At 40.8% G+C, this 12,817-nt stretch carries 14 protein-coding genes; 1 reads left to right on the top strand and 13 read right to left on the bottom strand.

The window, feature by feature from the left end:
- Positions 1 to 78: 78 nt before the first annotated feature.
- From MKY93_RS06965 to MKY93_RS06915, 11 genes are all read right to left on the bottom strand, one after another.
- Positions 79 to 663, bottom strand: coding sequence for a lysophospholipid acyltransferase family protein (locus MKY93_RS06965; protein WP_078816461.1), 585 nt, complete (start codon positions 661 to 663; stop codon positions 79 to 81).
- Positions 660 to 1,337 (bottom strand): (d)CMP kinase, encoded by a 678-nt coding sequence (gene cmk, locus MKY93_RS06960; RefSeq protein WP_078816460.1) that lies wholly within the window; start codon positions 1,335 to 1,337, stop codon positions 660 to 662. Before cmk ends, MKY93_RS06965 begins: the two co-directional genes overlap by 4 nt.
- 75 nt (positions 1,338 to 1,412) lie before the next feature.
- Positions 1,413 to 2,057 (bottom strand): flagellar brake protein, encoded by a 645-nt coding sequence (locus tag MKY93_RS06955; protein WP_221836772.1) that lies wholly within the window; start codon positions 2,055 to 2,057, stop codon positions 1,413 to 1,415.
- Positions 2,058 to 2,126: 69 nt separating this feature from the next.
- Complete coding sequence (locus MKY93_RS06950) at positions 2,127 to 3,410, bottom strand: PepSY1/2 domain-containing protein (RefSeq protein WP_340758617.1); 1,284 nt, start codon at positions 3,408 to 3,410, stop codon at positions 2,127 to 2,129.
- 24 nt (positions 3,411 to 3,434) lie between these two features.
- Positions 3,435 to 4,220, bottom strand: coding sequence for a spore cortex-lytic enzyme (gene sleB / locus MKY93_RS06945; RefSeq protein WP_139365914.1), 786 nt, complete (start codon positions 4,218 to 4,220; stop codon positions 3,435 to 3,437).
- Between the two features lie 82 nt (positions 4,221 to 4,302).
- Positions 4,303 to 4,998, bottom strand: coding sequence for a glutamic-type intramembrane protease PrsW (gene prsW, locus MKY93_RS06940; protein ID WP_078816457.1), 696 nt, complete (start codon positions 4,996 to 4,998; stop codon positions 4,303 to 4,305).
- 108 nt (positions 4,999 to 5,106) lie between these two features.
- A complete protein-coding gene (locus tag MKY93_RS06935; RefSeq protein WP_078816456.1) occupies positions 5,107 to 6,072 on the bottom strand; it encodes a YpdA family putative bacillithiol disulfide reductase in 966 nt (321 codons plus the stop codon).
- Positions 6,073 to 6,099: 27 nt separating this feature from the next.
- Positions 6,100 to 6,864 (bottom strand): metallophosphoesterase, encoded by a 765-nt coding sequence (locus MKY93_RS06930; RefSeq protein ID WP_078816455.1) that lies wholly within the window; start codon positions 6,862 to 6,864, stop codon positions 6,100 to 6,102.
- Positions 6,865 to 6,987: 123 nt separating this feature from the next.
- A complete protein-coding gene (locus MKY93_RS06925; protein ID WP_340758616.1) occupies positions 6,988 to 7,689 on the bottom strand; it encodes a LysM peptidoglycan-binding domain-containing protein in 702 nt (233 codons plus the stop codon).
- Between the two features lie 150 nt (positions 7,690 to 7,839).
- Positions 7,840 to 9,273 (bottom strand): RecQ family ATP-dependent DNA helicase, encoded by a 1,434-nt coding sequence (locus tag MKY93_RS06920; RefSeq protein WP_340758615.1) that lies wholly within the window; start codon positions 9,271 to 9,273, stop codon positions 7,840 to 7,842.
- Positions 9,273 to 10,307: a helix-turn-helix domain-containing protein gene (locus MKY93_RS06915; protein WP_078816452.1), complete on the bottom strand. Its 1,035-nt coding sequence runs from the start codon at positions 10,305 to 10,307 to the stop codon at positions 9,273 to 9,275. Before MKY93_RS06915 ends, MKY93_RS06920 begins: the two co-directional genes overlap by 1 nt.
- A gap of 111 nt (positions 10,308 to 10,418) precedes the next feature.
- On the opposite strand from MKY93_RS06915, the gene MKY93_RS06910 reads away from it, so the two are divergent.
- Positions 10,419 to 10,676 carry a ferredoxin gene (locus MKY93_RS06910; RefSeq protein ID WP_078816451.1) on the top strand — a complete coding sequence of 86 codons (258 nt, stop codon included), beginning with the start codon at positions 10,419 to 10,421 and terminating at the stop codon, positions 10,674 to 10,676.
- Between the two features lie 126 nt (positions 10,677 to 10,802).
- Here the strand turns inward: MKY93_RS06910 and MKY93_RS06905 are convergent, their stop codons facing one another.
- Positions 10,803 to 11,339, bottom strand: coding sequence for a DUF1572 domain-containing protein (locus MKY93_RS06905; protein ID WP_040758184.1), 537 nt, complete (start codon positions 11,337 to 11,339; stop codon positions 10,803 to 10,805).
- 172 nt (positions 11,340 to 11,511) lie between these two features.
- Complete coding sequence (locus MKY93_RS06900; protein ID WP_340760916.1) at positions 11,512 to 12,717, bottom strand: MFS transporter; 1,206 nt, start codon at positions 12,715 to 12,717, stop codon at positions 11,512 to 11,514.
- Between the last annotated feature and the right edge of the window lie 100 nt (positions 12,718 to 12,817).

The raw sequence follows: 12,817 nt of genomic DNA, 5'->3' as shown, positions 1-12,817 counted from the left end.
GTAGTCCTCCTCCATAATGAATCTTATCTCTATAGTATTCGAATCTACACTTAAAAACAAAAAATTGCACTTATTCTTTTATTTGTGTTGCGCTATCAACTTGGAGATCTCTGCCATAATCGCTTCTGTCACTTCTTCAGCAGAAGCTTTTCTTTCGCGAAAAGGCGTCATATCAATTGCATCGCCATAAACGACTTTCAGTTGTGAAAAAGCTTTATACGGTCCGATGATTGCACAAGGTACTACTTTTGCTTCGCCTCCTTTTAAGGCAAAGAAACCTGCTCCCGCTAACCCCTTACCGAGCTCCCCTGTCTTGCTTCTTGTACCTTCAGGAAATAGGCCGACAACTTTCCCATCACGAAGTAATTTGATCGTCGTCCGGAAGGCGTCACGGTCGCTCATGCCTCTTTTCACTGGATACGCTTGTACTTGCGGCAGAACGGACTTGAGAATCGGCTTTTTGAACAGTTCTTCTTTCGCCATGAAATGAACCGTTCTCGGGCAAGTGATTCCGACTACAGGCGGATCAAGATTATCTATATGATTGGTGCATAAAAGCACCCCGCCTTCTTTAGGGAATTTTTCTTTGCCAATTACTTTAATTCGATAAAGTGGATAACAAATCGTACTGATCAAAAATTTGCCTAAAGGATATAAGTTCATCGAGCTAACCTCTTTTCGGCATATTCAACGATACTATTTGTCACTTCTTCTATTGTTTTCCCCGTTGTGTCAATTATAATCGCATCTTCCGCTTTTTTTAATGGAGAAATTTCGCGTTCGCTATCTGCCTTGTCTCGCGCTGATATTTCTCCTTTCAATGTTTCATAATCCACTGTATTGCCCCGTTGCTTTTCTTCTAATAAACGTCTCTCTGCTCTTTCTTCCACGGATGCCGTCATGAAGATCTTCAATTCCGCATCTGGCAGCACAGACGTGCCGATATCCCTGCCGTCCATTACGACAGATGAATCTTTTGCTAAGTTCTGTTGTTTTTTCATTAAAAGTTGACGAACTGACGTAAGTGCCGCAATTGCGGAAACTTGGGAAGTCACTTCATGTGAACGAATGACCTCCGTCACATCGCGACCGTCCAAAATTACCTTTTGCGCTTGCTCACCTTGTTGCAACTCAATTTCTGCTTGTCCCACAAGTTGAGCGATGGCTTCTTCATCATGTGGATCCACGGCATTTTGAAGTACTTTATACGTGATGGCCCGATACATCGCTCCTGTATCGATATAAGTGTATCCTAATTTTCTCGCCACTAATTTAGCAATTGTACTTTTACCGGCTGCCGCAGGTCCGTCGATTGCAATTCTCATTCCACCAGTCATGCTAAAAACCCCTCCATTTTCGCCTTTATTGTACCATATGCAAAAAGGAAAAGTCTTTTGAAGATAGACTTTTCCTTAAGAATTACGCAACTCTAATTGACGTTCAAAACAATACCGAATGATATGCTGGCGATCTTTTTCATCAATTTCTTCAAACTTTAAAGAGCTTAGCCGGCGAGTGTCCTGCTCCCAATTTCTTACGACCTTCGCCTTGCAGGAAATATATTTGATTTCATTTTTGGAAAAATGAAGTACAATCATCAAATCCAACTCTGTTTGTTGGGGGAAATACTCATGATTTTTCATATTGACTGCCAACCCGCCTGCACTCAAGTCGGATGAAACCAATTGCAACGATTCTGAATCAGCTTGTAAGGCTACATCCAATGATGTCTCGACCCGGACAAATTCACGCCTCTGAATCTTGATCAGTTCTTTATCTCCAGGATATTTCAGTTTTAACATCGGAATTGTTCGATTCATCCTGCTGTGAATTTCGGTACGAAATGCATAGGACATTTTGAGGTCATCAACAAATGTGATCAATAACTGGGTGCCATCAATAAAGAAAGCCGTTTTCCCTGTCTCCATACTAATTGGATAGTCCATCATAAAATGAGTGTGATCTTCTTCGATATCTACAACACGGGATTTAAACTTCTCGGATTCCTCTGTGTAATCCTTCTCAATCGTCAACACCGTACCAATTGTTAACTTCATCTCTCCACCTGCCAATAGTTACTTTTGATACTATTATGTCACGCGGTGAAGAGTTTTCCAATCTATTTCTTATTGTTTTTCGGTTTTAATTACTTCTAATGTGTCCGTATCCACTACAATTTTATAGGTCTCTGGTTTTTTATCATTGGAAACGACTGTAAGATAATGAGTCAAACGTTGCTCTAATTGCTGATTTTCAACATATGCAAGCTCTTCTTCCATTACCTTTACGCCCGTTCGGAAAAACTCTTTCCAATTCACGTCCCGGATGGGTTGCGGCTTTAGTGTTTCTTTACGAATATATTCAGATGTATCCATACCTAATACTTCCCCATTATCCTTCGCCATTTTAATATGGATCGGATCGGAAAATACTTTTGCATTGTTATCTGGATTTACCCTGACGAAAACAAAATGCCATGCCACATCATTTTCCCTGGACTCCTCCAATACAACGTCTTTGTAATCCGCCTTATCTAGGAACTCCGAAGCCATTTTCTTTAATTCCTCAAATGACTTTGTTGGTTTTCCCATTCGACGTTCTACCAAATACGATAAGATATGTCCGCCTTTTTGGGTGATGTCAATATATCCGATTGATGAATTTTCGGAAAAACGAATGTGATAAAAAGGATAGGGTGCTCCTTTTCTGCTTTTCTCTGCAGCAATTACATCATTCGAGACTTCAGGTAAAAGCTTTTTAAATCGTTCGATTGCCTCATCTTCTGTAATTTTATGGTCTTTAATATTACGTAATTCTTTTTTCTTTTGCGCATCCGACTCACTTGCCGTCAAAGGAAATACAGCTTCTCCGTATTGTTTGATGGATGCCCCCATTTTACCCCAATTACCTTCATCCTCGACGTTACTGCCAAGTTTATTCTCCCAATGCTGCATGGTCATATCGCCTGATAATAAATCAGAAGTAGCCACTTGCCACTCACTTGAGAGTTCATCCAAGTTATCCGAAGCCCGTTTCATGACAGCATAATAATCATCTTTATTGCCCTGCTCCGTAGATTCTTTCGCATAATTCCCGAGACGGCCTAAATAGTTCATCCAAGAAGTTGAAAAGCTCTCATTCACAGGAAGAGCACCTATTGAAGCTTTGATATCCGACGACAGTCGCCAAACATCTTCTCGCTCTTTAGCTGAGCTTTTTTCGTCTTCAAACAGCAATGATTTTTTAACCGATTCTTCAAGTTCGCCTAGCTTTTGTGAAGCGTCCGAAATACTTTTTGAATACTGTGTATTTAAAGCCACCGATAATTGCTCGGTCTCTTGAGTTTTACCAAAGGCATAAATCCCGAGTACTATGAATGAATAGGTCATAATAAAGAGCATTCTTTTCATATCGTCGCCTCGCCCTCCTTTCCTTTAATTACAAAATATGTGCAGTCCGATTTTCTTAATTTGCGGTCGTGACCAGATCCACTTACTCGTTGCTGTAATTGGATTGAAATAATAAATCGCATTTTCAGATGGGTCCCAGCCATTGATCGCATCGATGACAGCTTCTTTTGCCCTTTCATTCGGGGTCAGCCAAATTTGTCCATCTGATACAGCGGTAAAGGCTCCTGGTTGGAAAATAACTCCCCCGACGGTATCTGGGAAATCAGCATGTTCAATCCGATTCAAAATTACAGCTGCCACCGCAACTTGCCCTTCATAAGGCTCCCCCCGTGCTTCCCCATAAACCGCATTGGCCAATAACTTTATATCCTGATCCGAATATTTCGCAGGTGTCTGCATTTGTTTCTGCGGTTTGCTGCCTTTCTTGACTTGCGCCTCTAAAGGCTGGCCGCCATAATACGTAAATTGATTCCCTTTTGCAATTTGCCCTTTGACATACTTCTCATCGTAATCGGAGATTCCCTGCAACTTCTTCTTGACGTTTTTACCAACAATACCGTCTACCGGCATGCCATATTGTTCTTGAAAGTTCCGTAATGCCCAGTATGTTCCATAACCAAAGTTGCCATCAATTTCACCATGATAAAATCCGATGTACTGCAGCCTTGCTTGCAATTCAATAACATCATCGCCTTTAGCACCTTTTGCCAAGTCACGCGCACTGAATGCTTCCGTTTGAATGACAAATAATGAAAGAACCATTACACCGGCGATGAGTAAAAATAGGAAGCGTACAGCAACTCGCTTCATGTAACATCCACCTCCAAATTTTTCTGCTTTGTTCTAGTTTGTCCAATGCTTTAAATTTTATGATAAAAAATAAAAAATCCGCCTAAGTAGACGGATTTTCTGGTTTTGCATTTATTTTCTTTCTAAATTGTTGCATCGCAAATGTATGGGCATATTTCACACGAGTCAAACCAAACCACCAAAGGAACAGCATAAAAGGAATCATTAAATATAGCCAATAGTCATATAAGAACAAGATTGCATTATAGAATGCGTGGAGCGTGAACGGAGCTAAAAAGGCAATCCAAACCCATCTGCCTTTTTCGGATTCTGTCGAAAACTTGGCTTTACCAAAATAATAGCCCATCACAACGCCAAATAAAGCATGACTCGATACGGGCAGCAACGCACGGATAAATGCTGTGTCCAGTCCGAATGAAAGAAGATATAAAATATTTTCAACGGTGGCAAAACCTAGCGAAACACTAGCGCCATACAAAATTCCGTCGTACGCATCCTCAAAATCAATGATTTTGTATACAAGGATAAAAATGATGATCCATTTGAAAAACTCTTCTAAACTACTAGTAAATAAAACGTTACGTAAAAATTCATTAGAAAATACATGTTCCTCTTCAAAAACGTGCTGAATGAACAAAATCGGAAAAGTCATAATAGCTCCATACATAAACGCATGAAACAATGTTCGCGATGGCTCTTTTGCGATTTGCTTTCGGAGATATAAGTAACTGAAAAGTGCTAGCCCTGGCGCAATCGCGACAGTAAGTAGAATAAACATAGGCGCCTCCCCATGACGCTAGTGTATCACAAAACCTACTTGCAGCACTCTAGTATTATAGTTCTCCTACTAAAGAACCGCCGGACGTTTTTCAGTCCGGCGGCTTTCTCATTCGTTCTGTTGTTTGATCGCTGCTGCAATCATCCCGCCGTGAAAGCGGCCATTCTCGATAAATATTTCATTGGCATTATTGCCCGCAGCTATCACACCTGCGATAAAAAGGTTTTCCACATTCGTTTCCATCGTCTCTTCATTAAAAATCGGACGTCCTGACGCTTCGTCCACTTGTATACCTATTCTGCGTAAAAAAGGATGGTCCGGATGATAACCGATCATCGCAAAGACGTAATCACTTGCCAAATCAAACGTCTTTCCTTGCTGAGTGACGGTTACAGCCGTCTCCGTAATCTCCGTGACACACGCATTAAAATACATTTGAATTTGTCCATTTCGCACCAAACTATCAAACCCTGGTAAAATCCATGGTTTTACACTCGCTGAATAGCTGTCTTTTCTATAAATAACCGAAACATGCGCCCCTGCTCGCTGCAACTCCAAAGCCGCGTCAACGGCTGAATTCTTGCCGCCGATCACAACAACATTTTTATTAAAATAAGGATGGGCCTCCTTAAAGTAATGATAAACGTTCGGCAACTCTTCACCTTTGACGTTCAGACTGTTCGGTTGATCGTAATAACCCGTTGCCACCACTACATAGGAAGCTTCATATGTCGCTTTATCAGTCTGGACAATGAATCCGTTCCCTTGCTTTTGAACGTTTTCTACTCGTTCGTGGCTATTGATTCGCAAATTCTTAAGTTGAGCCACCGTGCGATAGTACACCAATGCATCATTTCGCTTTGGTTTATCAATCGCCGTAATGAATGGAATATCGCCGATCGATAATTTGCTGCTGGAACTAAAGAATGTTTGGTGGGTCGGATAATTGTAAATGGAATGAACGATATTTCCTTTTTCAATGACAATTACGGACAACCCTATTTTTTGTAATTCGATTGCTGCGGATAAGCCACACGGACCGCCGCCGACAATTACTGCGTCAACAGAATACATGAAATCTACTCTCCTTACCCCATCTGCTCAGTAATGTATTTCCACTACATGACATTCAGGTTTGGCACCAAGCCGTAATGGCACCATCGTAGTGCCAAAACCATTACTAATCAACTTGGCACCATTTGTTGTTTTTTGAAAAACACCTAAATCTTGCAATCCCCATTTACCTAAACGGATTTGTCCCCCATGCGTATGGCCAGCCAACATGAGATCCGGCTTCATACGCCCTTCAATCTTACGAAATAGAGAAGGATTGTGGGCTGCTAAAATGAGATGTTTAAAACCAATTGTCGAGGCAACTGCCTGATCGACATCAACTGTACCATTTGAAGGGTCTTCCAATCCGCATAGTCCCCATGTCGGATGCCCTGGAATACGTATCGTTTGATCGACAAGCGTCACTCCGCCTGACTCTTCAATGATTTTCAAGAGCTCCTCTGTTCCCACCTCTTGGTCATTGTTTCCGAAAATATAATAAAGAGGACCAACCGTGGCCAACAGTTGAAAATTTCGTTTTACACGAGAAAGCGGCACTCCTTTTTCAGCCACATCTCCTCCTACAATGACTGCGTCAACAGGAAAAGTACGAAGTTTATTTATCAGCCCGTTTGAAAGCCGGCGCCTATGAATATCAGAAATAAAAAAAACCGTCAACTTCTTGGCAGTTGCGCCTTCTAAAGCAACTGTGTGCGTCAACACTCTGTTCCGATGTGCGAGTGAAAACATATATGCCAGCAGGCCAGCGCCAGACATTAAGACGGATAACAAAGTCGTTTGATACCTTTTCATCACACAGCTCCCATAGAAAAAAGCAAAGCATCCACTTTGCTTTTAAAATATTAGTAAAAAAACCATCATTATCATATCAATTTTTAGATAAAAGTCATAAAATGTTGCTCAATTGTACGTAACCTAAGGCAACACAAGTGTCTGCCCCACACTTATATTATTGGACGATAAGCCGTTCGCCTGTTGAATCTTCTGAACATGAGCGCCACTTCCATAATAATTGACAGAAATACGGTACAGCGTCTCGTTCGGTTTGACGACATGATGTCTAACACCCGTAGCAGGTTTATTTTGCGCCGGTTTTTCCACAGGCTTCTCCACCGGCTTGGGTGCTGGCTTTTCCACTGGTTTTGGCTTTGCTTCAGGTTTTGGTTTTGGTTTTGCTTCTGGTTTCGGCTCCGGTTGCTTGGCTGGCTGCTTATGTTTCTCCACCGGCTTTTCAGGCTTTACTTCGACTGCAGGCTTTTTAGCAGCATCCGCATTTGGTTTTTTTGTTTCTGCCGGTTGCTCTTCATTTCCCTTAGCAACTCCGGTCAAATTGCCATCTGCAACGGAATTATTGCTGACTGAAACCTTCGATTTTTCGACCGGCACTTGGTTCGGGACGGCAGGCGAATATAAATCGGATAAAACGTATACTAAAATCACAATCGGTATTAACGTAAATATAGCAAGAAGAATATTAATTAACTTCGTCCGATTCTGATTCTCCTTCTTTTTCTTTCTATGAATTTCTGAACGAGAAGGTAGTTTATCAGACTCTTTTTCTATAGTAATCTCTTTACGATTTTGCTCAAAATCCAGTTCATAGTCATCTTTTTTCATATGCAACTTCTCCTTCACATCTCATAATGTCAGTTCCAATTATGTGATGTAATTCATTTCTCAAAACTATCAAGAAATAGACATCATCCGAACGTATTCATACTTCCATTATGCCGAATTTTGTCGGAAAAGTAAATAAGGACAGAAGGCTTAGCCTAGTAATTGATGCAGTCTTTCTTTCCAATCCAATTTAGTCGAACGTTTTTGTTCAACTGTCGTCCTAACCAGCCATTCATCGGCGATATTCTGACATTGTGAACAACAATCGAAAGTTGTAGCAGATTTTTCACCGAAATAACTGAGAAGCTTTTCTCTTAAACAATCTTCACTTCTCACAAATCTCTCCATGTCCGCGATTTGTCGTTCTTTCACTTGAAAGATTTGACGAATTTGACGAATGACATTTTCCTCGTCAAACTGCTCGAAATAATAATCCAGCAGTCGGGCCGCCACTTCTGTCAGTCCGGATTGTTCAATCGCAAGCGATCCACTTACCCCCGTCTGCATCAATGAATGATAATAACGGATTTGTTGTTCGTCAGGCAAGTCTTCAAAAACGATGAATTTCAATTTTTGTATATCTCTTTCACTGTAAAGAAGTGTTGCTGCTGCTTTTTCTCCATCGCGTCCCGCCCTGCCTACCTCTTGTACATAAGCGGATGGAGTAGCCGGTAAATGCTCGTGGATAATTTGACGGATATCGTCTTTATGGATTCCCATCCCAAACGCATTGGTTGCACAAATCCACTCTAGGTCACCTTGTACAAACTGTTCTTGAATGATGGAACGTTCATCTTGTTCCTTGCCTCCATGATAACTCGCCACCCGGATCCCTTTTTCTTGCAGGACCGCCGCCAATTCATCCGCTCGCTTTCTAGAAGCGACATAGATAATGCCTGGACCGATCGTAACGTACAATCTTTCAATGATCCAGTCTGTTTTCGCCAATTGATTTTCTAAATGCAATACACGATAAGATATAGAAGGCCGATCGATCGGCTGACGTTCGATATGCGGTTGATTGAGCTGCAGATAAGACGTGATATCTTCTATTACCTTTTCACTTGCCGTCGCGGTTAAAGCTAAAACAGGTGCCCTTTTCGATCCTGCGAAAATTTCTTTCATCCGCAAATAATCCGGACGAAAATCGAATCCCCACTCCGATATACAGTGTGCTTCATCCACTACATAAAACGCCACGTTCAATTGCTCGATCAATTGTTGAACCGCTGTTTGCATAAGCATTTCAGGTGACAGAAAAATGAATTTATACTGATGCAATGTATTCAGAGCCAATTCTTTCTCTTGTCTCGATAAAAATGAATTTATCGCAACAATTCTTTTTTCTTTATGATTACGTAAATTAGCGACTTGATCTTCCATTAATGCAACCAGTGGGGAGATTACGACTACTGCGCCATCCATTACGTAGGCAGGAAGTTGATAACAAAGTGACTTGCCCATCCCGGTGGGAAAAATCGCGACCGCATCCCTGCCAGCTACAATATGACGGATCACTTCTTCCTGTCCGGGCCGAAATGCAACATAGCCAAACCTTTGCTGTAAAACGTCTTGTATGTCCATCAACTGTCCACCCGCTTTCCATGGATGATAATTAACCGAAGCTGAAAATATGATAGTTCCGCACACCGCTCTTTTAATACACGCAATCGTTTTGTCTGCAACCGGTCAATTTGCTGCCAAACTTTCTGGATCTGTTCAGCGGTGACAAATTCTTCATACGGAAAAGTTTTTACATTTGCAGCCATTTCCACCATATGATCCTCTATTGTACTGAGTTTCAGATTGCGCAGCGAAGCAATCTGCTCTATAGAATACCCTTGTTGAACCAATTTACGCGATCGTTCTGCAGATTGCGTCAAATAGTTCTCCACTCTGCACCCTACAGCCAAGCTTTTCACTAAAGGCATGTCCTCATGTTCTTCAATGAAATCTAGTACGATATGTAAGCTTTCCAGGAAATAGATTTGAACACTTGTGACAGGCGAATTCAGCGCTTCCGCTATTTGCTCCCATGTATAAGCCGTCAATTGCACACCAGTCAACCTATATGAAAGAATCGTTCGTTGCAGATCGGTCAGATTCGCTTCAGATAGAATCTGTACCAATTCTTTATGTACTCTTTTTGCAAGTTCATCCACCGATACCGTCTGTCTGCGAAGGAATTCTTTGACGAATTGCTGTATATGCAACTCCTTTTGTATCGGCGCAAACATTGTCTGCCCGGTCCGAATATACGATAATGTTTGTACAGTAAGTGCCAGCCGCTTAACGAATTCCCTTTCTCCGCCACGGTATTCCCACCCATTGAAACGCCATGGCGCATGCAGCATATTCTTGCGGCCTTTATCTGTAACGTAAACGACTTGATTTTCAATACGTATTAAACCTTCTGCTATCAAACGTTCAATTTGTCGACGATAACCATCGGTTGATAGGTTTGGAAATAACGAATAAAATGGTTTCAATTGATAGTTTTCGACATCCTGCAATGTTTGCCCGGATCTTTTGCCGCGAAGAATATGATACACTCCTTGTGCAGATCGTTCGCCATGAAGGCGCTGAAACATCGTTAATAAGATTGAAATAAAAACCAATTACGCTTCCTCCCGAAGAAATAGAGTTTTATTGTTGAAAAGTGATGAAAACAGCTTTAGAATAGAGTAGATGCAAAATAGGTTGAGTGAATGGAAGAAGGGAGAAAGACAATGTCTAGCAAAAAGTACACAATTGTCGATCAGGATACATGTATAGCTTGCGGTGCATGCGGGGCTGCTGCACCGGATATCTATGATTATGACGACGAGGGAATCGCGTTTGTTATTTTAGATGATAACATGGGAAACACTGAAGTTCCAGAAGAACTGATGGAAGATCTCGAAGATGCGTTCGATGGCTGTCCAACTGATTCAATTAAAATTGCGGATGCTCCTTTTGAAGGCGATCCATTAAAATATGAAGATTGATTCATGAACAACAACACTTCCGAACGCAGGATGTGTTGTTTTTTGATTGTTATAAAAAGAATATGTTTCTAAACAATTAAAGTACATTGGATTGTGGCCGGGATATGACGTGAAGTATCAAGAACTTTATGACTCTTGCCTTTTCAGCTTTTCCTGTAAGTATTCTTCAGACGCTCCCTTGGGGATACTAAGGCTTTCCCAAATGTCCCCTTTTAACTGCTTACCAATATAAACTATCTGCCCTATATGATAAGCATAGTGAGCCATTTGCCTTTCAATCGCTTCTAGCACCGTATGACTTTCACCACGAATTGTTACCTTCTTTACTAAATCTTTATCATCTAAATCTTGTAATGTGCCGAATAGAGTATTCCAACCATTTTCCCAAACTATTATTAATTCTTGTTTCGATAAAACATGATCCACAAATTCCTGATCACGATTCCTATAGGTTTTTTCTCCATCCGAAGTTAAAAAGTCCGACCATCGAGATATCATATTTCCGCTTAAATGCTTGGCTATAACCGCAACACTATTGGAAGCTTCGTTTAACTTCCAATGAATGTCGTCTTCTGTCAATTGATTTATCGTCTTATCTCCAAGATCTTTAACACTTCTAAACCTTTCCTGCACAACTTTCAAATATTCAGTTCCAAGATTCATGGGAGCTCCTCCTAGTAAAATAATGTGACTTACTAATTTATCATCTGTAAGTTGATAAATGATCTGATGGCACAATTTTCATTTAGCTATAGCACTCTTTGCAGAAGATATTAAATTAATTAACTAAGTGAGAATGTGGGTTCGTAAAACAACAAACCCACATGTTAAAATACTATTCCATTATGTTCCGAACAAACAAATGCTTATTCTTATATACAATCAACGTGACGATAGCAAGCATTAGTCCCGAAACAAGAAAAACACTCCTGACCCCAAATAAATCTGCCAGAATACCCATACCAAGAGAGGATATTCCGAATATCCCTGTTGAAATCGCCCCCAAAGATGTATATACAGTAGACAACTTTTCCTTCGCTACGCTGGTTTGAATTACTGTTTGTTGAGGAATGCTCTTTAACTGCCCGAATAAACCAATTCCAACTGCCAACAATAAAGCAATCATCGGATTGCTGGTTGCACTAAATAATATAGTTATAAAAAAGCTAGATAAAGAGCCAATGAAAATTATTTTGGCAAGCTTTCTTTCGACTAGAGAAGAGTATTTTATGCAATAGATGCTTCCGATTATTAGCCCTAAAAAGAAGGTGCCGTTGATGAAGCCCCACCATTTTTCGTCTACGTGCAGTGCATCACTGACAAACACATACAAAATAGCGGCAATCCAAACTGTAGCAGCCACGGTTTCCAAGACTTCCATATATGCTATTTTCCGTAATACAGGGACATCAAACAAGGTTTTCCAACCAACTTTAATCCGATCGAGCTTTCTTTCCTGTTTCGCTCTCCGACGTTCTACATTATCCAATAAATACATCATGATACTTGATAGTGCAAACATGAGACTAACAACCCAAATTAACTGCTGTGCATCCATGAAAATCAAAAATAAACTGCCTACAAACCACATCACCGTTTGAATGAATTGGGATATCGTTTCAGCTACACCGTTCGCTCGAACTAATCTTTCTGGCTTTACGTACTGCGGTATCATGGTTAGTTTTATCGGATTAGCACATCCGTCAAGGAACGCAATGCCAGAGATGACGAGAAACACCAAATAATAATTTGCTCCTGATATCCCACTTAAAAATAGTCCTAGTACTACGATCAGGCCTGTTTTTCCCAATTGTGATCCAGTCAGTAACCACTTCAAATTAACTTTACCTATTACTAGAGGTGTCAAAAGACTCGATAAAAACATCGAGGACGTAATTGTAAAAGGCACAAAGGACGCAGCCGTTGCAGATCCTGTTAACGCAAAAATCGTGCTTATAATGCCAACCATATACAGAACATCACCAATACTTGCAAGTGACTGCCCTGTTATGAGTAAAATGAAGTTTTTATTCAATTGTATATCCCCCAATTAAAATTAATTAACTTAGAAAGCTGGGGATTCTTAAATTGGACTGTTCATATACCCTTGGCTCCTTTACCTTTAGAGATAAACCTCGGGG

This window comes from Sporosarcina sp. FSL W7-1283, from assembly GCF_038003105.1.
GTDB lineage: Bacteria > Bacillota > Bacilli > Bacillales_A > Planococcaceae > Sporosarcina > Sporosarcina newyorkensis.
Note: the sequence above shows the minus strand (reverse complement) of the source record. Positions and strands in the feature narration are given on the sequence as shown.

Coding starts and splice junctions, on each gene's coding strand:
- MKY93_RS06965 (WP_078816461.1), bottom strand. CDS start 663: ATGAACTTATATCCTTTAGGCAAATTTTTGATCAGTACGATTTGTTAT.
- cmk (WP_078816460.1), bottom strand. CDS start 1,337: ATGACTGGTGGAATGAGAATTGCAATCGACGGACCTGCGGCAGCCGGT.
- MKY93_RS06955 (WP_221836772.1), bottom strand. CDS start 2,057: ATGAAGTTAACAATTGGTACGGTGTTGACGATTGAGAAGGATTACACA.
- MKY93_RS06950 (WP_340758617.1), bottom strand. CDS start 3,410: ATGAAAAGAATGCTCTTTATTATGACCTATTCATTCATAGTACTCGGG.
- sleB (WP_139365914.1), bottom strand. CDS start 4,220: ATGAAGCGAGTTGCTGTACGCTTCCTATTTTTACTCATCGCCGGTGTA.
- prsW (WP_078816457.1), bottom strand. CDS start 4,998: ATGTTTATTCTACTTACTGTCGCGATTGCGCCAGGGCTAGCACTTTTC.
- MKY93_RS06935 (WP_078816456.1), bottom strand. CDS start 6,072: ATGTATTCTGTTGACGCAGTAATTGTCGGCGGCGGTCCGTGTGGCTTA.
- MKY93_RS06930 (WP_078816455.1), bottom strand. CDS start 6,864: ATGAAAAGGTATCAAACGACTTTGTTATCCGTCTTAATGTCTGGCGCT.
- MKY93_RS06925 (WP_340758616.1), bottom strand. CDS start 7,689: ATGAAAAAAGATGACTATGAACTGGATTTTGAGCAAAATCGTAAAGAG.
- MKY93_RS06920 (WP_340758615.1), bottom strand. CDS start 9,273: ATGGACATACAAGACGTTTTACAGCAAAGGTTTGGCTATGTTGCATTT.
- MKY93_RS06910 (WP_078816451.1), top strand. CDS start 10,419: ATGTCTAGCAAAAAGTACACAATTGTCGATCAGGATACATGTATAGCT.
- MKY93_RS06905 (WP_040758184.1), bottom strand. CDS start 11,339: ATGAATCTTGGAACTGAATATTTGAAAGTTGTGCAGGAAAGGTTTAGA.